A 19,537-nucleotide genomic window follows, 5' to 3' on the forward strand; every position below is an offset into this window, starting at 1 on the left:
TAGTTCGCGGCGGTGGCCAGGTTTCCGTTGCGGAAGTTGCGCACGGCGAAAAGCGACAACGGCAGCATCGGATGGCGTGCCCGTCTCTCCCACACCAGGAATCCCGCGAGCAGCGCCACTCCCGCGAACAACGGCACGAGCACTGCCGGATGCGTCCAGCCCAGATTCTGCTGCTCGATCAGGGCGAAGACGGTTGCGCCGAGGCCGAGTGCTGCAGACGCGGCCCCGACGAAGTCGATGGATGCGCGCCCGGCGGTCGCCTCTCGCCGAGCGCGCACGGTCATGACGAGGGTGACGACGATCGGCAGCACGTTGATGGCGAAGATGAGCCGCCAGCCCAGCGAATCGACGAGAACTCCGCCGAGCAGCGGGCCGATCATGAACGCCGTGCTCGTCCACGCGGTCCAGGATCCGATGGCACGTCCCTTGCGTTCGTCGGGGAAGGCTGCCGTGATGAGGGCCAGCGAGCTGGGCACGAGGAGGGCGGCGCCCACGCCCTGCGCGGCTCTCGCTCCGATCAGCACACCGGCGGTCGGCGCCAACGCGCATGCGATGGAGCCGATCCCGAACAGCGCGAGCCCGTAACGCAGGATCCGCAGTCGTCCGAACGAATCGGCGAGCGACCCAGCGAGCAGGATGAACGAGCCGAGCGCCAGCAGGTAGGCGTCGAGCACCCATTGCTGCGTTCCGACTCCCCCGCCGAGGTCCGTCTCGATCGCCGGAAGGGCGACGTTGATGATCGAGCCGTCGAGGAAGGCGATGAAGGATGCCAGTATCGCGACGATCAGTGTGGCGCGCGGAGAGAGCATGCCCTACCCAGCGCCGCCGCGGCAGTGATGGCCGGCCGTGGAGGCGGCATCCTGCATGGTGCGCCGCCCTACGACGATGCTTCTGCGGTGTCCGCGGCGCCGGCGGCGTCCGCAGGCGTCGGCGCGTATCCCTGGGCCGCCAGCCATGCGAGCACGTCGTCGGCCACCTCGGTCCAGCCGGAGTCGATCGTGAGGGAGTGACCCTTGCCCTCGTACTCGTGGTAGTCCGTGACCGAGGCGGTGTTGTCTGCGTACAGCTTGTCGACGGCGACGGTCACCGACCGCGGCACGGTGTGATCGAGCGTTCCGGAGGTCAGGAGCAACGGCCCACGGCCTGCCGCGTGCGTGTCGACGCGGGCGGGCGAGTCGCGCTTGAAGTTGGCGGTCGCATCCTCGAAAAGCGGGCGGCCCGGACCGGGGATGGTCCACTTCTCGAAGAGCTCGTTCGACTCCTCCTCCGAGATCGCGTTGCCGAACGCATAGCGGAACTGCGCCGCGTTCAGCGAAACGGTACGTCCCTTGTTGGCCGGGTTGCCCAGCACCGGCAGCCCGGAGCGCAGCTGAGCGAACGGCAGGATCTTGACGCCCTTGATGGGCGCAGGGTCGATGGCGACGGCGGCGGTGGCGAAACCGTTCGCGAGCAGTTCCTGGGCGATCAGGCCGCCGAACGAGTGCCCGACCACGATCGGCTCGATGCCTTCCCGCTCGAACAGATCGGCATAGTGGTGGCAGATCGCTTCGATGCCCACTCCGTTCAGCGCGTCGGGGTTCTCCCGGGTCTCGGCCACGGTCGCGCCGTCGCCGGGCCAACCTGGGGCCGAGATGGTGTATCCCTTGCTCTCGAAGAGCTCTTGCCACGGTGCCCAGGCGGAGGAGTGGATCCACAGGCCGTGGATGAACACGACGGGGGCGGTATCGGACATTGCGGTCTCCTTGCGTGAATAGAGTGTGGTGCCTACAGCGTCTTAACGAGCCCGCCGTCGATCATGAAGTCCGATCCGTTCACGTTGCCTGCCCGGTTGCTGGCGAGAAGCAGCACGAGATCGGCGACTTCGGATGGCTTCGTGAAGCGTCCGGTGGAGAACCCGCCCTGGCTGGCGGCGGCCTCGGCCTTGGCCGTCTCGAAATCCACGCCGTGTTCGGCGGCGTAGGTCTGAGCGACTCCGTGCTCGCCCATCCAGAGGTCGGTTTCCACGGGACCGGGACTGATGCTGTTGAAGCGCAGGTTGCTCGGCCCGAACTCCTTCGAGAGCGACTTCGACAGATTCCATACCGCAGCCTTGGCGGCCGAGTAGTCGATCACCCCGGGGTCGGGCAGGAACGCGTTGACCGAGCCGATGGTGACGACGTTTCCACCGCCGCGCGCGAGCATCCGCGGGATGGCCGCCCTCGTGGTGCGCAGCGCCGCGTAGAAGTTCAGGTTCATCGTGCTCTGCCACTCCTCGTCGGTGATGGCCAGGAACCCGTCCTTGCGCAGCGGAGCGGCGCCGACGTTGTTGGCCAGGATGTCGAGGCCGCCGAACGCATCCGCCTGCTCGACGAGGCGGTCCGGTCCGTCTGCATCGCCGAGATCGACGAGCACGGAGCTCACCGGATGCTCGGCCGCCAGCCGATCCAGCTCGGCGGAACCGCCACGGGAGCCCGCGACCACCCTGGCTCCTTCGGCAGCGAGCGCACGGCACACGGCCAGGCCGATGCCCTTGCTCGCGCCTGTGACGACCGCGATCTTGTCGGTGAGCTGGAGATCCACGCGTCTCCTCATTTCGAATGGAGCCGGATCGACCTGCTGCACCGGTGCGGCAGGCGATCCAGCGGGTAGAGCGTGCCGGAGCCGACGATCCAGAAGAGCCGAGGCACGTGAGGTGGAAAGAGCGAACGGTTCGGGCACATCGGGTCGTGAGCGCCGAGAGGCTTCGTGCCTGGTGTGACTCATTAGTACGCCCGTTCCGACCGTCGGGCAACCACCAATTCGCGACCGCCACGAACAGGCGCCGATAGCATCGCCGGCATGGACCTGGTCTTCCTGCACGGACCCGCCGCGGCGGGCAAGCTCACGGTCGCCAGAGCACTCGCGGCTCGGCTGAACTTCGGCCTGTTCCACAACCACCTGATCGTGGATGCTCTGACGGCCGTCTTCCCGTTCGGTACGCCGTCGTTCGTGCGGTTGAGGGAGGAATTCTGGCTGGCCACGTTCGAGGAGGCGGCCGAAACGGGAACCTCGCTGATCTTCACCTTCGCTCCCGAGCCGACGGTGCTCTCCGGGTTCCCGGAGCGGGTGCGGCGCGCGGTGGAGGGCCGCGGCGGGCGAGTGAGATTCGTCCGGCTCACCGTCGGCCTCGCTGAGCAGGAACGGCGGATCGGTCTGCCCAGTCGTCGCGAGTTCGCCAAGCTGACCGACGTGCAGACCCTGCGACGGATACGGGCGAGCGAAGTCTCGACCGAGCAGCCGCCCGTCGAGCTCACCGTGGATACCGAACGCCATTCGCCCGACGAGGCCGCCGCGCACATCATCGACGCACTGGGCCTCGTTCCCGCCTCGGAGCACCAGCGCTACCCGGACGTCTGAGACGTCGACCGCGTGCAGGGCGGATACGGTCGAAACGCGCCTGCGGGCGGGCGCGACCCGGCACGAGCGTCTGCCGTCGAACCTAGAGTTCTGGGGTGACTCGAACCGACCGGCTCTACGCACTCGTCGAGGAACTGCGGGCCGCGGCTCCGAACCGGCGAAGCGCTCGCTGGCTGGCAGACCGCTTCGAAGTGAGCGCGCGCACCGTCGAGCGCGACATCGGTGCCCTTCAGGCCGCCGGAGTGCCGATCTGGGCGGATGCCGGTCGCACAGGGGGATACACCATCGACGCCGGCCACACGCTGCCCCCGCTGGGGCTGACGATGGACGAAGCGCTCGCGGTGACGATCGGACTCGGACAGCTCGCCCGCAGCCCGTTCCGTGAGGGGGCACTGAGCGCGAGCAGGAAGATCTCCGCGGTGCTGAGTGCCGACGACGTACGACGGACGGCGCTGCTGGCCCAGCGCATCCAGCTGCTCGAGGATGCCGGCCACGGCAACGCCCCTGCCGTACTGGCGCGCGCCCTGCGTGAGAACAGCGTGCTGCGCATCCGATACAGAGACGCGGACGGCAGGGAGTCGAGCCGCGAGATCGAGCCGCTCGGCTACATCGGGAAGGGACAGGACTGGTACCTCGTGAGCTGGTGCCGGCTGCGGGACGGCATCCGCGCCTTCCGCGGCGATCGCGTGCTCGAGGCGGTGCCGACCGGGGAACACCCGCCGGTCAGGACGGTGAGGGCCGAAGACCTGGCCATTCCGTTCGGCGAGCTGCGCCCGATCGTGCCGGAGTGATGCGCACGAGGTGAAGGGGCCAGTGACCGGCCTAGTGACCGGCCGCCGAGATCGTGCCGCCGGAGATCGTGCCGAGCAGACCGTCCGATGAGGACGGCATCCGTAAACACCGACACGACGGTGTCGCGAGGTCGGTCGATGATGGAACGGTCGGCGGCCCGCCGGTCGTCATTCCGACGAAAGAGACACCATGCCCTTCGCCTCCATTCGCATCATCACCGACGACGTCGCGCGACTCGTGGACTTCTACGAGCTCGTGACACGCACCGAGGCGGTCAGACCGGCGCCGGTCTTCGCCGAGATCCGCGGGTCAGGAGCGACGCTCGCCATCGGCGCCACCGCGACCGTGCGGATGCTGGGTGCCGCGGCGCCCGTGCCGCACGCGGCGGGGAGCATCATCATCGAGTTCCTCGTGGATGACGTCGACCGCGAGCTCGAGCGGCTCCGCCCGCACCTGACCGATGTCGTGCTCGAGCCGACGACCATGCCATGGGGCAACCGCTCCACGCTGTTCCGCGACCCGGACGGCAATCTCGTCAACCTGTTCACGCGGCCGGTATGACCGGGCGGGCATCCGGCATCCGTCTCCGAGGGGCAGCGCTCGCCGCAGCCCGTCAGCGCGCAGGACGCGCAGGCCGCGCTGGCCGCGCCGCGAACCACCACGCGCCCAGCGCGCCGACGCAGAGCACCGCCGCGAACGTGCCGACGGCAGGGATGACGCCGACGAGAGCGCCGAGCACACCGAGCGTGACGCCGCCTCCGGTGCGCAGACCGGAGGCGAACATCCCGTAGACGCCGAGGACACGCCCTCGTTCGGCGGCCGGCGCCTCCAGCTGCACGATGCTGCCCGTGATGGACAGCGACGCGACCTCACCGCAGCCCGCGACCGCGAGCGCTACGAGTGCGAGCACGTAGCTGCCGGTCAGCGCGAACGCCAGCGTGGCGCCGCCGAAGACGACGGTCGAGGCGACGGCCGCGCGCAGCGTGGGTCGCACGAATCCGGTGGCCTCGAGCAGGAAGCCGCCGGCCACGCCGCCGAACCCCATGGCGAACAGCAGCATGCCGTAGGTGAGATCGCCCTCGCCGCCGGCTCCGAGCCGGCCGGCGAACACGGGCATGGAGACCTGAAGGGCGTTCCCGACCGTGAGCGCGGTCAGTCCGGAGATGATGATCATGGCGATGATCAGGTGATTCGAACGGATGCGCCTGAGCACCTGCACCGTGTCTCTGAACCGCACCCGCGGCGCGTCCGCGAGCAGTCCGGCATCCCTCGTGTGCCCGGTGAACGGCGTGCGCCACATCAAGACGGTCATCGGCAGGTAGAGCAGGACGTTCGCGAAGATGCCCCAGGTGGGCCCGAGCCAGAGCAGCAGCACGGAGCCGACGACAGGACCGAACAGGATGCCCAGGCTCTGGAACGTGGCGTTCAGGCGCACGGCGCTCGGCAACTCGTCGCGCTCCACGAAGTCGTGCAGCATGAGCTGCTCGGCCGGCGACCAGATGCATCCGGCCAGGCCGTGCAGCACGAGCAGCACGCACGCCTCCCAGACCTGCAGCGTGCCGGTGAGGAAGAGCACGCCCCACAGTGCAGACACCAGCATGAACAGGCCCTGCGCCGCCTGGATGATCCTGCGGCAGTCATACTTCTCGGCCAGGGTGCCCGACCAGACGGACAGCAGAAGGAACGGCAGCCAGTGGCTGATCACCTGGAATCCGACGAGCGCGGGCGAGTGGAACGTCTGCCAGAGCACCCAGTAGGTGATGACGTGCTCCGTGTTGTCGGCCATCATCGACAGCCCGGAGGTGAACAGGTAGGGGCGCGAATTGCGGTTGCGCAGTGCCGCGAACCGCCGTGGGCGGCCAGCCGCGACGTTTCGCGGCGCGCGGGGGTCGGAATCCTGCATCGTCGAACCCCCGCTCTCCGGTAAGAGTCTATCGGAGGTATGTTCGGAGGAACGACATATGACGGATGCCGCCGCCGGCGCCGCCCAGCAGCGTCAGGCCTAAATGCGCTCGAGGTCGTCGAGGAGGCCGGGATGCGTCGGCTCCCAGCCGAGCACTCGCCTCGTGTACTCGCTCGATGACGGCTGATCCATGGCGAAGATCGGTCCGAGTGGGCCGAACGCCTCCTCGGGCACGCGCTCGACCGGGAGCCCGAGTCGCCTGCCGACCACAGCGGCGGTCTCGCGCACCGGAACTCCCTCCTCCGCCACCGCGTGCCAGGATGTGCCCGCCTCGCCGCGCTCGAGCGCCAGCCGGAACAGCACCGCCGCGTCGAGCGCGTGCACGGCCGGCCAGCGCTGGGAGCCGTCACCCGGATACCCCGCGACGCCGGTGCGGCGTGCGATGTCGGTGAGCAGCCCGGCGAATCCGCCCTTGCCCTCGTTGTGCACGGTTCTGGGCATCCGCACGGCGACGGCGCGAACACCGCGAGACGTGAGCTCGAACAGCGCGGAAATGGCGCGGCTGCGGCCCGCGACGGGTCCGTCCGTCGGCAGGGGGTCATGCTCCGTCGAGGTCCGCCCCGGCACGGGCGGCGTTCCGGAGACCGTGACGAACGGCTTTCCGCTGCCGATCAGCGCCTCGCTCATGGCGGCCACCGCCGCGCTCTCCTCGGCGATGGCGTGCGCGAGCGCGTCGGGGCCGCTGAAGTCGTTGCGGAACGCCAGATGGATGACGCCGTCGGCATCCGCGGCCCGGTCGCGCAGCGTGGACACGTGGCCGAGGTCTCCGCGCACGGGGTAGGCGCCCGCCATTCTCAGTGCTTCGGCCGAATCCTCGGATCGGGCGAGCGCGACCACGTGGTGGCCGGCTCCGACGAGCTCGGCGACCACGGCCGATCCGATCAGACCGGTTCCTCCGGTGATGAAGACCTGCATGCGATGCTCCTCCAGGTGATGGGACTTCTGTCTCATCACAGTAGCACCGTGATGGGACCGAGGTCCCATCAGTAGGATGAGGGCATGAGTAGGTGGCAGCCTGGTGCGCGGGAACGCCTGGTCGTCGCCGCCGTTGAGCTGTTCACGGAGCAGGGATACGACGCCACGACGGTGGCGCAGATCGCCGAGCGGGCGGGGCTCACCAAGAGCACGTTCTTCCGCTACTTCCCCGACAAGCGCGAGCTGCTCGTCGCAGGCCAGGAGACGCTGAGCGGGCTGATGGTCGAGGGGATCGCCGTGGCTCCCGCCGACGCGAGCCCGCTCGAGGCAGTCGCGGCGGGCCTTCGCAGCGTGTCGGATGCCATGGGGCCGGTCAATCGAGAGCTCGGGCCGCGCATGAGGGCGGCCATCGCCGCCAACACCGAGCTCCAGGAACGCGACGCGCTGAAGAGCGTCGGCATGGCGGCGGCGATGACGAGCGCGCTCGTCGCTCGTGGTGTGGCGTCGACCACGGCGCAGCTCGCGGGCGAGCTGGGGATGCTCGCGTTCAAGCTGGGGTACACCGAATGGTCGGAGGCGGATCCGACATCGGAGCACGACCTCGCTCACTACACGTCGGCGGCGCTCGACGAGCTGAGGGCCGCGAGTTCGCGGCTCGGCTGAGTCGCGACCGGCTCCGCGGTAGCCCTACGCGGCCGTGTCCACCGGTCGGCGACGCGCCATTGCCAGAGCGGCGACGGGTCATCCGATCGGTCGCAAAGGGCAGCCGAACGGTTGATCCGAGAGCTCGCGCCGCCCGCGACGCTGGAGTCATGACTGAGACAACCACCTACTACGGATCCGACCTCGCCGCCGCTCGACGCTCGGCCTTCCGTCCCGTGTTCGCCCTGACCACGGCCTTCCTCGCCGTCAGCGCGGCGCTCATCGCCTTCGTGATCGTGCTGACCGCGGCAGGCATCCCGCTCGACCTCGCCATCTGGATTCGCGGCGGATTCGTGCTCGCCAGCGGGGTGGTGCTGCTGTTGATCGCGCGGTTCGCGTCTCGGGGTTCGCGCGCGGCCTTCGTGCGACTGCGCATCGTCAGCCCGATCGTGGTCGCCGCGCTGATCGTGATCGTGGCGATCCCCGGATTCCTGCCGGCGTGGATGCGCGTCGAGCAGGCCGTCTGCGCCGCGATCCTGCTGCCGATGGTCATCCTGATCTTCCTGCCGCCCACCTCCGGCCTGTTCCCGAAGAACGCGTAGGGTCTGAACGTGGTCGATCCGCGCTGGCGCCGTGTGCTGACGGTGACCCCGTACACCGTGCTGGGGATCCTGATCGTCTACACACTGATCGCGCAATGGGGTCAGTGGTCGCGCGTGGCGCCGACGCTCGGATTGTGCCTCGCCTTCGGCGCCTGGATCGTCGTGATGCGTCAGCTGCCGTTCCCCTGGCGGGACCGGCCGGCCGCCATCGCCGTGTTCCTCACGGTGCTCATCGTGCTGAACTTCGTGCTCGTGCTGCGGGATGGCTACTTCGGATTCCTCACCATCGCGTCGTTCATGTTCTCCTACTCGCTGGCGAGGTGGCCAGGGGAGCTCATTCCCGTGGCCGCCACGGCCACCGTGGCGGGCATCGCGCAGAGCTCCGGCTACATCGGGCAAGCGGGATGGGCGGTGGCGGCGGTGGCGGTCATCGCGCTGAACGTGGTCGCCATGTGCGGCCTCGGCTGGGGCGTCGCCCTCGCACAGGCCCAGCAGCGGCTCGGTGCGACCGAGCTCGAGCGCTCGCGAATGTCGCGCGAGATCCACGACACCCTGGCACAGGGGTTCACCGGGATCATTACGCAGTTGCAGGCGGCGGATCAGGCGCAGGACGAGGCGGCGAGGCGGCGGCACAAGGAAGCCGCCCTCGCGCTCGCCCGCGACGGTCTCGCGGAGGCGCGGCGATCCGTGAACGCACTGCGGCCCGCTCCGCTGGACTCCGCAGGTCTTCCCGAGGCGCTGCGGAACGTCGCCCGCATGTGGTCGGCCCGAACGGGCATCCTCGTGCAGGTCACGACCTCGGGGGACGCAGGCGCCCTGCCGACCGACGTCGAGGTGGCTCTTCTCCGAACCGCGCAGGAGGCGCTCGCCAACATCGAGAAGCATGCGCACGCGCACCGGGTCACGCTCGTTCTGCGATCGGATGCCAGGGGGATGCTTCTCGAGGTGCGGGACGACGGACGCGGCTTCGACGTGCGTGAGCGCGTCGAGCGCCCCAGGGACGGAGAGCACGGCGGCTTCGGTCTGGTCGCGATGCGCGAGCGCATCGAGTCGATCGCCGGAGAGTTCACCGTGGAATCGAGGCCGGGCAGGGGGACCGCGGTCCGGGCGCGCGTGACGGCGGCACGCGCATGAGCGCGGTCACCCTGCTCGTCGTCGACGATCATCCGGTCGTGCGCGACGGCATCGTCGGCATGGTCTCGTCCGACCCGGGCATCGAGGTCGTCGGCGAGGCCTCGGACGGCCGGGAGGCGGTGGGGCTGGCGCGAGCGCTGGATCCGCATGTGGTGCTCATGGACCTGCGGATGCCGCAGCTCGACGGCGTTGGCGCCATCCGCGAGTTCGTGAGGCTCGGCATCCGCAGCCGTGTCGTCGTGCTGACGACGTTCGATGGAGACGCGGACGTGCTGCCGGCGATTGAGGCGGGGGCCACCGGCTACCTGCTGAAGGACGCGCCGCGAGACGAGCTGGTACGGGCCATCCGCGCCGCGGCGGAAGGGGATGCCGTACTGGCGCCGTCCGTCGCGTCACGCCTGATGGGTCGGGTGCGCGCGCCCGAAGCGACAGCACTCAGCCCCCGCGAGCTCGAGGTGCTCGCGCTCGTCGCCGGCGGTGCGACCAACCGCACGGTCGGCGCGCGGATGCACGTGAGCGAGGCGACCGTGAAGACGCACCTTCTGAACATCTACTCCAAGCTCGGGGTCGGCGACCGGGCGGCGGCCGTCGCGGAGGGCTTCCGGCGCGGCCTGCTCTCGCGCTAGGCGCGCTGTGCAGGGGGCCGGCCGGCGTCGGATGCCTGGCACGGCATCCTGGAAGCGGCGAGCTCGGCTGGACACACGCCGACCGGCCGGACACTCAGGCTGGCTTGCTGGCGATCCCGTCGAGCCAGAGTGTCTCCGACTCGTCCCGGTGAACGCCGTCCGATCCCACGTGCTTGGTGCTGATCGTCGGGCCCTTCTGGATGACGTGCACGAGCGCCATGCCGTGACCACGCCCGAGCTCGTAGTCGTCCTTCAGCCAGGCGAGGATCTGCCCGGCTTTGACGCCCGGCGCATCCAGTCCCTTCTCGTGGGCGATGTCCACCAGCTGCCGGGGCGTCAGTCCGGTCTTCTTCTCGATGGTGTCCAGGTACGCCTGGAACGACATGGGCTCTCCCTCCGTGATGGACAGTACCGATCGGTACTCGGTGCGCTCAGTACGGTACTGTCTAGTACTGATGGAACGCAAGCCCGCCTCTGCCGCAGCCCGTGCCGCATCGCATGTCGCAGCCTCCGCCACATCGCCTGTCGCGCAGGAGAAGCTCGATCGGATGCTCGCCAGCGCGCTCGAGGTGTTCGTCGCGAACGGATACGTCGGCACGAGCACCGACCAGCTCGCTGCTGCCGCCGCCGTCTCGAAGCAGACCCTGTATCGCGCCTTCGGCGACAAGAAGGGCGTGTTCGCGGCGCTCATCCGTGCCGAGTGCGACAAGATCCACGATCCATTCGCTCCGCTCGTCGACGACCTGCGCTCGGCGGCGACCGCCGAGGAGGCCGTGCGGCAACTCGCCGAGCAGTTCGCGCGCTCGATCATGGCGTCGCGCATCCAGAAGCTGCGCCGGCTGGTGATCGCCGAGGCGGCACGATTCCCCGAGCTCGGCACCCTATACTGGGAGCGCGGGTTCCTGCGAATGCTCGCCTCGGTGGCCAGGTGCCTTGCCGTGCTCGACGAGCGCGGGTTGCTGGCGGTGCCGGCTCCCGAGCTCGCCGCACAGCAGTTCGCGGGCATGCTGCTCTGGATACCGAGCAACCAGGTCATGTTCACGGGCGGAACCGTCCCCGTGCAGGACGACGACCTGCAGCGGGTCATCGACGCAGGCGTGGCGGCGTTCCTCCTGGCGTACGAGCCGAGATCGCGGAGTCGGCCGCGCACCTCGTGAGCGGCTCAGCCCTCGCGGCTCAGCCCTCGAGCCTCAGCGCTTGAGGCTCAGCCGTCGCGGCTCAGGCCTCGAGGATGCCGCGCAGCCGCTCGAGGTCGGCGGCCACGAGCCCGGCGTCGCGCGCGAACTCGTCGTCGGTGGCATCCAGCTGGCGCAGCGTGAAGATGATCTCCGCGCCGTCCGGGTGCTCGATTACGCGCAGCGCATTGTACGTCGTGACGCCGGACGGGAGCGTGACCCAGTGGTCGAGCACGCCGAACTCGTTGCGCGGAGCGAACACCATGCGAATGCGACCCAGGGGGGACTCGGTGACGAGAGCATCGCCGTCGCGGCTGATCGGGGCATCCGTGAGCCCGGCGGCCCAGGCGGGCAAATTGTTCGCATCCGAGGCGTAGGCGTAGACATCCTGCGGAGAACGACGGATGACGGTGCTCACGTGGCGGCTTGGCATTCGGCTCCCGGACATTCAGCTCTCGCGTCTTCGGGTCATCGGCCTTCGGGTCGGCATTCCGGTCGTCGGCATTCCGGTGATCGGTACGCCGAACCTGGTGTCACGCGCTCCGCCCGCATTTCCATTATCCCTCCTCGAGGGGGCCTTGCGGCAAGGGCGGGGTCAGGGTGCAGAATCGCTGATCGCGCCGCAAATCCGGCGCGGAACGACGGGCGGCGCATGACGGCGATGACGATGAACACACCCCGCGGCTTCAGGGCATTCGCCCTGCCGGACTGGCTCGCGGCCAAATCGGATCCCGAGCTCATCGGAGCGGACGAGGAGCACTTCGAGGCGCTCGCCGTCGCCCTCGGCGCACAGCTCGCAGACCTCGAGCGGCGGCTGACCGAGGCGCGCCGCGCGCCGGGCGGGATCGGCCAGGCAGCCATGGACCGCGACCTGGAGGTCCGCAGGCTCAGCGCCCGGCTGCGGCTCCTGCGTCGCTTCGGGCTCGACCTCTGCCTGGGGCGCATGGTGACCGCGGACGGGCACGAGCCCACCTACATCGGGCGCATCGGACTCACCGACGATGAGGGGCGACGACTGCTGGTGGACTGGCGGGCACCGGCATCCGAGCCGTTCTTCGCCGCAACGCACGCGGATCCCGTGGGCCTGGTCAGTCGCCGCCGTTACCGCTGGACGCGCGGGCGCGTCAGCGACTACTGGGACGAGGTCTTCACCGCCGAGGGGCTCGAGCACAACGTCGCGCTCGACGACCAGTCGGCCTTCATCGCAAGCCTCGGCACGAGCCGCTCGCCGCGCATGCGAGATGTGCTGAGCACGATCCAGGCGGATCAGGATGCGATCATCCGCGCCGACGCGCACAGCCCCCTCGTCGTCGACGGAGGTCCAGGAACGGGCAAGACGGTCGTGGCCCTGCACCGCGCCGCGTACCTGCTCTACTCGGAGCCGCGGATCGCGGGCGGAGGAGGCGGCGTGCTGTTCGTGGGCCCGCACCAGGCGTACCTCGACTATGTCGACGACGTGCTCCCCAGCCTCGGCGAGGACAGCGTGCGGATCTGCACGCTGCGCGACCTCGTGCCGGAGGGCGCTGCGGCGGACGACGAACCGGACGAGCGGGTGGCGCGGCTGAAGGCATCCGCTCGGCTCGTGGATGCCGTCGAAGCGGCCGTGCGGTACTACGAGCGGCCGCCGAGTCGAGAACTGGTGGTCCAGACGCCATGGGGCGAGGTCGAGGTCGGACCTGCAGAGTGGGCGGAGGCGTTCGACTCGGCGGAGCCCACCGCCACCCACAACGAGGCGCGCGACCAGGTGTGGGAGGCCGCGCTGGAGATCCTCGTCGATCAGGTCGACGACGACGAGGTGCCTCCGCACCAGGTGAGGCGGTACCTCGCACGCGACGACGAGCTGGCCTCGATGTTCGCGAAGGCGTGGCCGCTGCTCGATCCGGCGGGCGTCGTGGGCGACCTGTGGTCGGTGCCGGCGTATCTGCGATTGTGCGCTCCGTGGCTGGACGACGAGGACGTCAGGATGCTGCAACGCGCGGATGCCCGTGCCTGGACCGTGTCCGACCTTCCGTTCCTCGATGCTGCGCGGCAGCGGATCGGCGACCCCGCCGCCGTGCGGCGGGCCAGGGAACGCGAAGCGGCGCTCACCGCCGAACGCAAGCGGCGCAAGCGCATCGCCGACGACCTCATCGCGGCTGACGACTCCGAGCTGATGGTGATGACCATGCTGCGCGGCGACGACGTGAAGAACGCGCTCATCGACGAGTCCGCGCTGCCGGCCCCCGATCCGGACGCGCTCGCCGGCCCGTTCGCTCACGTGATCGTCGACGAGGCTCAGGAGCTGACCGACGCGGAGTGGCGGATGCTGCTGGTGCGGTGCCCGTCCCGCAGCCTCACCATCGTGGGCGACCGGGCTCAGGCGCGGCACGGTTTCACCGAGTCGTGGCACGACAGGCTGGCGCGGGTGGGACTGGGCAGCGCGGTGCTGGCATCCCTCAGCATCAACTACCGCACGCCGCAGGAGGTCATGGATGCCGCCGAGCCGGTCATCCGCGCCGCCATCCCGGACGCGAATGTGCCGACGTCGATCCGCAGCGGAGGGCATCCCGTGGTGCGAGGCGGCACCTCCGAGCTGCGACGCATCGTGGACGAGTGGGCGGCCGGGCATGCCGAAGGGCTCGCGTGCGTGATCGGCGACCCGTCGTTCGAGCCGACCGCGCGCATCCGATCGCTCAGCCCCGAGCATGTGAAGGGACTGGAGTTCGATCTGGTCGTGCTGGTGAACCCTGACCGGTTCGGCGACGGCATCGAGGGCGCCGTCGACCGTTACGTCTCGATGACCCGTGCCACCCAGCAGCTGGTCATCCTCACCGACTGACGGCGCCGACCGGCCCCGCCACCCATTTACCGCGGGCCGGAGAATCGTGAAGACTGCCGCGTGCGGTGAGGCGGCGGGGCGGCGACGCGGTCCGGCGGGATCGCTACGATCCCAGGGTGGCCGCCTACTTCGAACGACTCGACGACACCCGCTTCCGTGCCACTGCCGCGGTGGGCGGCGCGTGGGATCCGGATGAACAGCACATCGCTCCCGCCCTCGGGCTTCTAACGCATGTGATCGAGCGCACCTTCGCCGCGCGTCTCGCCGACGGTCTGCAGCTCGGCCGGCTCTCGTTCGACATCCTCGGCACCATGCCGATCGACGTCGTGGAGGTCGAGACGCGGATGCTGCGCCCCGGCCGCACCGTCGAGCTCGTCGAGGCGAGCATGAGCCACGGAGGCCGGGCCGCCGTCACGCTTCGCGCGTGGCTCATGGCGCGTCACGACACGCAGGCGCTGGCGGGCGACGCCTTCGAGCCCATGGCCGGTGTGGACGAGGTGGAGGACTGGAGCGGATTCGACGCGTGGCCGGGCGAGTTCGTGCGCACCGTGGATGTGCGCGGCCGGCGGCTCGGCCAGGGGCGGGCGCAGGTGTGGCTGCGTCCGCGCGTGGCGCTGCTGGAGACCGAAGACGTGAGCCCGACCGGACGGCTGCTGAGCATCCTCGACATCGCGAACGGCATCACTCCGCGGTTCGCGCCTCAGGCCGTGCTGTTCCCGAACATCGATCTGACGGCGCACCTGTTCGCGCAGCCTCACGGCGAGTGGCTCGGATTCGACACGATAGTGGCCTACGGATCGACAGGGCTCGGCGCGACGCACACCGTGCTGCACGACGAGAACGGCGTGATCGGAACCTCGGTGCAGGGTCTCACCGTGCGTGAGCGTCCGGCGTGATCCGCCCGACGAGCCCGGCGCCGGGCGGATCAGCGCCTGAGCTCCGAGGGCCGGGGCAGGCCGAGATCCTCCAGCAGATCGCCGAGTGCGCGGTCGAGCTCGGCCCCGGCCTGGGTCACCTTGTTGATGCCGAACCCGCGCAGCTGCGAACTCGGAACGTCGAAGCTCACGACGGTGCCGGCATCCGCTGCCGCGTGCGCCTCGAGACGTAGCGGGGAGTAGAGCATCGCCGCCGGATCGTGCCGGAACAGCCGCGCCCCGATGGCGTGCTGCACGATGAGCCACACGGCGCTCGGCGTTGGACTGCCCGCGTGCCGCATCAGCTCGGTCGGCGCCCACGACCACACCCGCACGAACCCCGACGGCGCCTCCCACTGCAGTCCCCTGGTGAAGCCGGACCAGTCGCCGTCGTCGGCGAGCCGGGCCCTGGCATCCTCGTTCGTCAGCTCGGGAACGGTCTGCTCGAACGCGGCCACGAAAGCCTCGAAGCGGGCGTTCGCGTGCACGAGCACCCGGCTGGCGCGGTACTCGGTGGCGGTCTCCGTCGCGTCGTAGGTCACCGCATCATCCTCGCAGCGCGTGTGCGAAGGCGGGGCGGAGGGCCGAGGGAGGGCTCGGCCGAGCAGACCGAATGTTTGCGAGCGCGGCCCGGATGCTTGCGAGCGCGGCCCGTGCGGACGTACGCTGGTCGACTTTGCTCGATCCGAACGGGAGGCACACGTGCGCGCACAGTCCGACGAGAGGTACGAGATGTATCCGCTCGAGCTCACCAGACGCCAGCTGGGCGACGAAGACCAGGGCGAGGCCCGCTGGGTGGAGGGCATGCCGCCGGTCATCGACCCGATCGTCATCGTCGAACCGGACGCTGCGTGGCCGCAGGAGTACGAGCGGGAGCGTGTGGAGATCGTCGCCGCGCTCGGCGACGTCATCGTGCGGATCGAGCACGTCGGGTCGACATCCGTGCCGGGACTGCCCGCCAAGCCGATCATCGACATCGACGTTCAAGTGCTCGACTCGGCCGACGAGGACGCCTACGTTCCCGCTCTCACCGAACGGTATCGGCACGTGCTTCGCGAACCGTGGTGGAACGGACATCGGATGCTCGTGCGCCGCGACGGCGGCGTCAATCTGCACGTCTTCCAGGCCGGGTCTCCCGAGCCGCTTCGCCACCTGCTGTTCCGTGACTGGCTGCGCTCGCATCCCGATGATCGCGACCTGTATGCGGCCGCGAAACGGCACCTGGCGGTCGCCACCGCCGAAGATCCGGACTCGTACAACCTGGACAAGAACGCCGTGATCGACGACATCTACTCGCGCATCTTCACGACCCCGCCGCGGCAGCATCCGGCGTGGCCGGCGGGCGGGTTCCCGCAGGGCTAGCGCCGCTTCACTCCGCGGGATCGATCGCGTGCGCCTTCTCGAGAAGCACCTCGCGCTCCGCCGCGTTGGCGCACAGCTCTGCTGCCAGCAGGTAATCGGCGCGCGCCTCTGCCCGCCTGCCCATGCGGGCAGACATCTCGGCACGAACGGCGGGCACCAGATGCGAGCCGGGCAGCGCATCCTTCGCTGCGATGTCGTGCACGATCGCGAGCCCGGCGGCCGGACCGGAGGCCATCGCCACCGCGACGGCCCACGCCAGCTCGACGGCCGGCGACGGTGTCAGGCGCCCGAGCGCCTCGTAGAGCACGACGATCCGGTCCCAGTCGGTCGCCTCGACGCTGGGGGCGACCGCATGGCACTCGGCGATGGATGCCTGCAAGCCGTATGCGCCCAGCCCTCGGCCCTCCGCGACGGCCATGGCCAGGGCAGCGCGCCCACGGACGATCGCCGCGCGGTCCCAGCGGCTGCGGTCCTGCTGCTCCAGCAGCACCGGGTGCCCGTCGGCATCCAGCCGCGCCGGGAATCGCGCTGCTGTGAACTCCATCAGTGCGATGAGGCCGTACGCCTCTCCGACCGGCATGAGCCGCACGAGCACCCGAGCCAGGCGCAGCGCCTCGCTCGCCAGGTCGGTGCGCATCCAGGCGCTTCCACCGGTGGCGGACGAGCCCTCGGTGAAGATCAGGTAGAGAACCGAAAGCACGGATCCCAGCCGTTCCGCGCGCGACGTGGCATCCGGAGGAACCTCGAACGGCACGTGCGCGGCCGCCAGCGTCTTCTTCGCGCGGGTGATGCGTGCTTGGATGGTCGGCACCGGCACGAAGAACGACTTCGCGATCTCGTCTGTCGTGAGACCGCCGACCACGCGTAGGGTCAGCGCGATCGCCGCCTCCCGCGAGAGCACGGGATGGCACGCGGTGAAGATGAGGGCGAGCACGTCGTCGTCGATGGCATCCGGATCGAACAGGATGTCGGTGCCGCCCATCGTCTCATCGAGGTCCCGGGCGAGCAGCGCGTAACGCTCGTCGGCGGCCGAGCGCCGACGGAACGCATCGATCGCCCGTCGGCGCCCGACCGGGAGCAGCCAGCCGATCGGATCCCGCGGCACGCCCTCCGTCTGCCAGCTCACCAGCGCCGCCGCGAGCGCCTCCTGCGCGACGTCTTCGGCCAGAGGCAGGTCGCCGGTGTAGCGAGCGAGCGCACCGACGATGCGCGCCGCGTCCATGCGCCACACGGCCTCGACCGTGCGTCGCGCCTCCGAGGAGGCTCGCCGGGTGCCTGGTCGGCGGCCGCCGCCGTCGGCCGGTTCACGGGGATCGTCGCGTGCAACGTGCCCGTGAGATCCGGCCGGCGCGGCGTGCTCGCCAGGATCAGAGCTGTCCTGTCGCCTCACGCCAGGCGCGCTCCTTCTGGATCCACTCGTTGTCCTGCGGGAACTCGTCGATCGTCGTCACGCGGCGGATCTCGATCTTCGAGCCCTTCGTGTACGGCATGCGCTTGGCCCACTCGGCGGCTTCCTGGGCCGACGCCACATCGAGGATGTAGTAGCCGTTGAACAGCTCCTTGGTCTCGCCGTACGGACCGTCGGTGACCACGGGAGCTTCGCCCGTGAAGTCCACCACGACCGTGTTGTCCGGGGTGTCCAGACCCTCTGCGGCCAGAAGCACGCCCGCCCTGACCAGTTCGTCGTTGAAGCGGCCAATCTCGTTCAGGAGCTCCGTGAAGTCCGTGTTCATGAACTCCGCCGCCGCCTCGTCGGTGCTGCGCATGATCAGCATGTACTTGCCCATCGTGTTCTCCTCGTCATCGGGGATCGCCCATCACGACCCTCTCATCACCGAGGTCGAACGGGACACCCGGAGATCGACACGGTGCAGAACCTTTTTCGTCTCCGCCGACGCAGCCGCGACCTTCCGGGGTGGCTCACCCTTCCCCTGCCGGCGTTTCCCGTGCCGGCGCGACGGCATCCGGGCGGAGGCCGAGCAGCCGGTCGCGGGAGCCGAGGATGCCGAACACCACCTGTGCGACCACGACCCCGAGCATCACGACCAAAGGCACGGCCCAGGCGTTCGTCGCATCGTGCAGAACGCTGATTGCGATGGGGCCGGTCGCCGCCAGCAGGTATCCGATCGACTGCGCCATACCGGACAGCGCGGCGGACTGTCCGTGGTGGTGCGTGCGGAGCCCGAGGAGCGCGAGCGCCAGCACGATGGATCCACCCGATCCGAGGCCGATGAGCGAGATCCAGAGCAGGCCGAAGGTCGGATCCAGCAGCTGGCCGAGGATGCCGGCGAACATCAGAACGCTCACGCCGATGGCGATGGGGACCTGGTCGCGCAGCCTGCTGATCGTGGCCGCGCACAGGATCGTGCCGGCGAGGCCGAAGATCTGGTACGTGAACTGGTGCCATCCCGCGACGGCCGCCGAGACGCCACCCGCCTGTTCGACCGCCGGCCACCACGTGACGACCGTGTAGTAGATGGTCGACTGCAGCCCCATGAACAGCGTCACCTGCCAGGCGAGCGCCACGCTCCACGGCGACCGGTACCGCTTCGCGGCGCGCCCGCCCTCGGATCGTGGTCGAACCGGCACCGGTCTCGACGAGCGGCGCAGCTGCGGCAGGAAGACCGCGAAGGCGATGAGCGCGAGCGCCGCCCAGATGCCGAGCGACAGGCGCCATCCGTTCTGCGAGACATCCGCGATCGGAACGGCGACGCCGGCCGCGATCGCCGCCACCCCGGACTGCACGGCCGAGTAGGTGCCGGTGACCGACCCTACCCTGGAGGGATAGTCGCGTTTCACGAGAGCTGGCAGGAGCACGTTGATCAGCGCGATCGCCAGCCCGAGCAGGACTGTGCCGGCCCAGAGCGTCACCTGGCCGGGCCACGAACGGGCGATGATGCCCACAGCGAGCACGATGAGCGCAGCGCCGAGCGTGCGTTCGATGCCGAGCCGCGCGGCGATCATCGGCGCCACGGGCGAGAACAGCCCGAACGCGATGAGCGGGATCGAGATCAGCACTGATGCCGTTACCGCGCTGATCCCCAGGTCGGTGCGGATGTCGCCCAGCACCGGCCCGACCGAGGTGATCGCCGCGCGCAGGTTCGCGGCGATCAGCAACAGCCCGATCAGCAGCATGCCGCTGCGCAGCATCCGGTCGGTGGAGCGTGGAACATCGGATGCCGACAAGGGACTCCTCGATCTCAGGGACCCTTCGAGATT

The 19,537-nt window shown here is 69.6% G+C and carries 23 protein-coding genes; 12 read left to right on the top strand and 11 right to left on the bottom strand.

Annotated elements, in window-relative coordinates; translation table 11 throughout:
* The 3 genes from VHB92_RS12435 to VHB92_RS12445 all read right to left on the bottom strand — a co-directional run.
* Positions 1-809, bottom strand: an 809-nt coding sequence (locus VHB92_RS12435; RefSeq protein WP_325454078.1) for an MFS transporter, incomplete at its 3' end; no start/stop codon positions are given.
* Between the two features lie 68 nt (positions 810-877).
* On the bottom strand, positions 878-1,732 hold the full coding sequence (locus VHB92_RS12440) for an alpha/beta hydrolase (RefSeq protein WP_325454079.1): 855 nt from the start codon (positions 1,730-1,732) through the stop codon (positions 878-880).
* A gap of 32 nt (positions 1,733-1,764) precedes the next feature.
* Positions 1,765-2,559: an SDR family oxidoreductase gene (locus tag VHB92_RS12445; protein ID WP_325454080.1), complete on the bottom strand. Its 795-nt coding sequence runs from the start codon at positions 2,557-2,559 to the stop codon at positions 1,765-1,767.
* A 258-nt stretch (positions 2,560-2,817) separates the two neighbouring features.
* On the opposite strand from VHB92_RS12445, the gene VHB92_RS12450 reads away from it, so the two are divergent.
* The 3 genes from VHB92_RS12450 (at position 2,818) to VHB92_RS12460 (ending at position 4,728) form a co-directional block, all read left to right on the top strand.
* Positions 2,818-3,375: a hypothetical protein gene (locus VHB92_RS12450; RefSeq protein ID WP_325454081.1), complete on the top strand. Its 558-nt coding sequence runs from the start codon at positions 2,818-2,820 to the stop codon at positions 3,373-3,375.
* Positions 3,376-3,470: 95 nt separating this feature from the next.
* Positions 3,471-4,166, top strand: a complete 696-nt coding sequence (locus VHB92_RS12455; RefSeq protein ID WP_325454082.1) for a YafY family protein — start codon at positions 3,471-3,473, stop codon at positions 4,164-4,166.
* A 190-nt stretch (positions 4,167-4,356) separates the two neighbouring features.
* Positions 4,357-4,728 carry a VOC family protein gene (locus tag VHB92_RS12460; RefSeq protein ID WP_325454083.1) on the top strand — a complete coding sequence of 124 codons (372 nt, stop codon included), beginning with the start codon at positions 4,357-4,359 and terminating at the stop codon, positions 4,726-4,728.
* Between the two features lie 52 nt (positions 4,729-4,780).
* On the opposite strand, the gene VHB92_RS12465 is transcribed toward VHB92_RS12460, so the two are convergent.
* Both VHB92_RS12465 and VHB92_RS12470 read right to left on the bottom strand, forming a co-directional pair.
* Positions 4,781-6,070, bottom strand: coding sequence for an MFS transporter (locus VHB92_RS12465; protein WP_325454084.1), 1,290 nt, complete (start codon positions 6,068-6,070; stop codon positions 4,781-4,783).
* Between the two features lie 99 nt (positions 6,071-6,169).
* Positions 6,170-7,045, bottom strand: coding sequence for an SDR family oxidoreductase (locus VHB92_RS12470; RefSeq protein WP_325454085.1), 876 nt, complete (start codon positions 7,043-7,045; stop codon positions 6,170-6,172).
* Positions 7,046-7,129: 84 nt separating this feature from the next.
* Here VHB92_RS12470 and VHB92_RS12475 point away from each other — a divergent pair, with 84 nt between their 5' ends.
* The 4 genes from VHB92_RS12475 to VHB92_RS12490 all read left to right on the top strand — a co-directional run bounded on the left by VHB92_RS12475 (position 7,130) and on the right by VHB92_RS12490 (position 10,049).
* The gene (locus tag VHB92_RS12475; protein WP_325454086.1) at positions 7,130-7,708 is read left to right on the top strand and encodes a helix-turn-helix domain-containing protein; all 579 of its coding nucleotides are present in this window, start codon (positions 7,130-7,132) and stop codon (positions 7,706-7,708) included.
* Between the two features lie 149 nt (positions 7,709-7,857).
* Positions 7,858-8,289 (top strand): hypothetical protein, encoded by a 432-nt coding sequence (locus VHB92_RS12480; RefSeq protein WP_325454087.1) that lies wholly within the window; start codon positions 7,858-7,860, stop codon positions 8,287-8,289.
* A gap of 9 nt (positions 8,290-8,298) precedes the next feature.
* Positions 8,299-9,423 carry a sensor histidine kinase gene (locus VHB92_RS12485; protein WP_325454088.1) on the top strand — a complete coding sequence of 375 codons (1,125 nt, stop codon included), beginning with the start codon at positions 8,299-8,301 and terminating at the stop codon, positions 9,421-9,423.
* Positions 9,420-10,049 (top strand): response regulator transcription factor, encoded by a 630-nt coding sequence (locus VHB92_RS12490; RefSeq protein WP_325454089.1) that lies wholly within the window; start codon positions 9,420-9,422, stop codon positions 10,047-10,049. The genes VHB92_RS12485 and VHB92_RS12490 overlap by 4 nt, the downstream gene beginning before the upstream one ends.
* Before the next feature lie 94 nt (positions 10,050-10,143).
* On the opposite strand, the gene VHB92_RS12495 is transcribed toward VHB92_RS12490, so the two are convergent.
* A complete protein-coding gene (locus VHB92_RS12495; protein ID WP_325454090.1) occupies positions 10,144-10,434 on the bottom strand; it encodes a DUF4287 domain-containing protein in 291 nt (96 codons plus the stop codon).
* A gap of 70 nt (positions 10,435-10,504) precedes the next feature.
* Between VHB92_RS12495 and VHB92_RS12500 the strand changes: the two genes are divergently transcribed.
* Entirely contained in the window at positions 10,505-11,206 is a 702-nt protein-coding gene (locus VHB92_RS12500; RefSeq protein ID WP_325454091.1) for a TetR/AcrR family transcriptional regulator, read from the top strand.
* A gap of 61 nt (positions 11,207-11,267) precedes the next feature.
* Here the strand turns inward: VHB92_RS12500 and VHB92_RS12505 are convergent, their stop codons facing one another.
* Positions 11,268-11,642, bottom strand: coding sequence for an SRPBCC family protein (locus tag VHB92_RS12505; protein WP_325454092.1), 375 nt, complete (start codon positions 11,640-11,642; stop codon positions 11,268-11,270).
* Between VHB92_RS12505 and VHB92_RS12510 the strand changes: the two genes are divergently transcribed.
* The 3 genes from VHB92_RS12510 to VHB92_RS12520 all read left to right on the top strand — a co-directional run bounded on the left by VHB92_RS12510 (position 11,629) and on the right by VHB92_RS12520 (position 14,938).
* Positions 11,629-11,880 carry a hypothetical protein gene (locus tag VHB92_RS12510; protein WP_325454093.1) on the top strand — a complete coding sequence of 84 codons (252 nt, stop codon included), beginning with the start codon at positions 11,629-11,631 and terminating at the stop codon, positions 11,878-11,880. The genes VHB92_RS12505 and VHB92_RS12510 overlap by 14 nt on opposite strands.
* 5 nt (positions 11,881-11,885) lie before the next feature.
* On the top strand, positions 11,886-14,042 hold the full coding sequence (gene helR, locus VHB92_RS12515; protein WP_414653109.1) for an RNA polymerase recycling motor ATPase HelR: 2,157 nt from the start codon (positions 11,886-11,888) through the stop codon (positions 14,040-14,042).
* Between the two features lie 116 nt (positions 14,043-14,158).
* On the top strand, positions 14,159-14,938 hold the full coding sequence (locus tag VHB92_RS12520; protein WP_325454095.1) for a thioesterase family protein: 780 nt from the start codon (positions 14,159-14,161) through the stop codon (positions 14,936-14,938).
* Positions 14,939-14,967: 29 nt separating this feature from the next.
* Here VHB92_RS12520 and VHB92_RS12525 read toward each other — a convergent pair whose 3' ends face one another.
* The gene (locus tag VHB92_RS12525) at positions 14,968-15,498 is read right to left on the bottom strand and encodes a hypothetical protein (protein WP_325454096.1); all 531 of its coding nucleotides are present in this window, start codon (positions 15,496-15,498) and stop codon (positions 14,968-14,970) included.
* A 160-nt stretch (positions 15,499-15,658) separates the two neighbouring features.
* Here VHB92_RS12525 and VHB92_RS12530 point away from each other — a divergent pair, with 160 nt between their 5' ends.
* Complete coding sequence (locus tag VHB92_RS12530; protein WP_325454097.1) at positions 15,659-16,318, top strand: GrpB family protein; 660 nt, start codon at positions 15,659-15,661, stop codon at positions 16,316-16,318.
* Positions 16,319-16,325: 7 nt separating this feature from the next.
* Here the strand turns inward: VHB92_RS12530 and VHB92_RS12535 are convergent, their stop codons facing one another.
* The 3 genes from VHB92_RS12535 to VHB92_RS12545 all read right to left on the bottom strand — a co-directional run bounded on the left by VHB92_RS12535 (position 16,326) and on the right by VHB92_RS12545 (position 19,504).
* Complete coding sequence (locus VHB92_RS12535; protein WP_325454137.1) at positions 16,326-17,540, bottom strand: RNA polymerase sigma factor; 1,215 nt, start codon at positions 17,538-17,540, stop codon at positions 16,326-16,328.
* 145 nt (positions 17,541-17,685) lie between these two features.
* Positions 17,686-18,105: a YciI family protein gene (locus VHB92_RS12540; protein ID WP_325454098.1), complete on the bottom strand. Its 420-nt coding sequence runs from the start codon at positions 18,103-18,105 to the stop codon at positions 17,686-17,688.
* Positions 18,106-18,238: 133 nt separating this feature from the next.
* The gene (locus VHB92_RS12545; protein WP_325454099.1) at positions 18,239-19,504 is read right to left on the bottom strand and encodes an MFS transporter; all 1,266 of its coding nucleotides are present in this window, start codon (positions 19,502-19,504) and stop codon (positions 18,239-18,241) included.
* Positions 19,505-19,537: the final 33 nt, after the last annotated feature.

Origin of the sequence: Humibacter sp., from assembly GCF_035547335.1 — a bacterium.
Taxonomy (GTDB): domain Bacteria; phylum Actinomycetota; class Actinomycetes; order Actinomycetales; family Microbacteriaceae; genus Humibacter.

What these genes read in the sequence shown, in the direction of transcription:
- VHB92_RS12475 (WP_325454086.1), top strand. Translation starts at nt 7,130, where the DNA reads ATGAGTAGGTGGCAGCCTGGTGCGCGGGAACGCCTGGTCGTCGCCGCC.
- VHB92_RS12500 (WP_325454091.1), top strand. Translation starts at nt 10,505, where the DNA reads ATGGAACGCAAGCCCGCCTCTGCCGCAGCCCGTGCCGCATCGCATGTC.
- VHB92_RS12535 (WP_325454137.1), bottom strand. Translation starts at nt 17,540, where the DNA reads ATGGACGCGGCGCGCATCGTCGGTGCGCTCGCTCGCTACACCGGCGAC.
- VHB92_RS12465 (WP_325454084.1), bottom strand. Translation starts at nt 6,070, where the DNA reads ATGCAGGATTCCGACCCCCGCGCGCCGCGAAACGTCGCGGCTGGCCGC.
- VHB92_RS12460 (WP_325454083.1), top strand. Translation starts at nt 4,357, where the DNA reads ATGCCCTTCGCCTCCATTCGCATCATCACCGACGACGTCGCGCGACTC.
- VHB92_RS12510 (WP_325454093.1), top strand. Translation starts at nt 11,629, where the DNA reads ATGACGGTGCTCACGTGGCGGCTTGGCATTCGGCTCCCGGACATTCAG.
- VHB92_RS12440 (WP_325454079.1), bottom strand. Translation starts at nt 1,732, where the DNA reads ATGTCCGATACCGCCCCCGTCGTGTTCATCCACGGCCTGTGGATCCAC.
- VHB92_RS12495 (WP_325454090.1), bottom strand. Translation starts at nt 10,434, where the DNA reads ATGTCGTTCCAGGCGTACCTGGACACCATCGAGAAGAAGACCGGACTG.
- VHB92_RS12480 (WP_325454087.1), top strand. Translation starts at nt 7,858, where the DNA reads ATGACTGAGACAACCACCTACTACGGATCCGACCTCGCCGCCGCTCGA.
- VHB92_RS12470 (WP_325454085.1), bottom strand. Translation starts at nt 7,045, where the DNA reads ATGCAGGTCTTCATCACCGGAGGAACCGGTCTGATCGGATCGGCCGTG.
- helR (WP_414653109.1), top strand. Translation starts at nt 11,886, where the DNA reads ATGACGATGAACACACCCCGCGGCTTCAGGGCATTCGCCCTGCCGGAC.
- VHB92_RS12490 (WP_325454089.1), top strand. Translation starts at nt 9,420, where the DNA reads ATGAGCGCGGTCACCCTGCTCGTCGTCGACGATCATCCGGTCGTGCGC.
- VHB92_RS12450 (WP_325454081.1), top strand. Translation starts at nt 2,818, where the DNA reads ATGGACCTGGTCTTCCTGCACGGACCCGCCGCGGCGGGCAAGCTCACG.
- VHB92_RS12540 (WP_325454098.1), bottom strand. Translation starts at nt 18,105, where the DNA reads ATGGGCAAGTACATGCTGATCATGCGCAGCACCGACGAGGCGGCGGCG.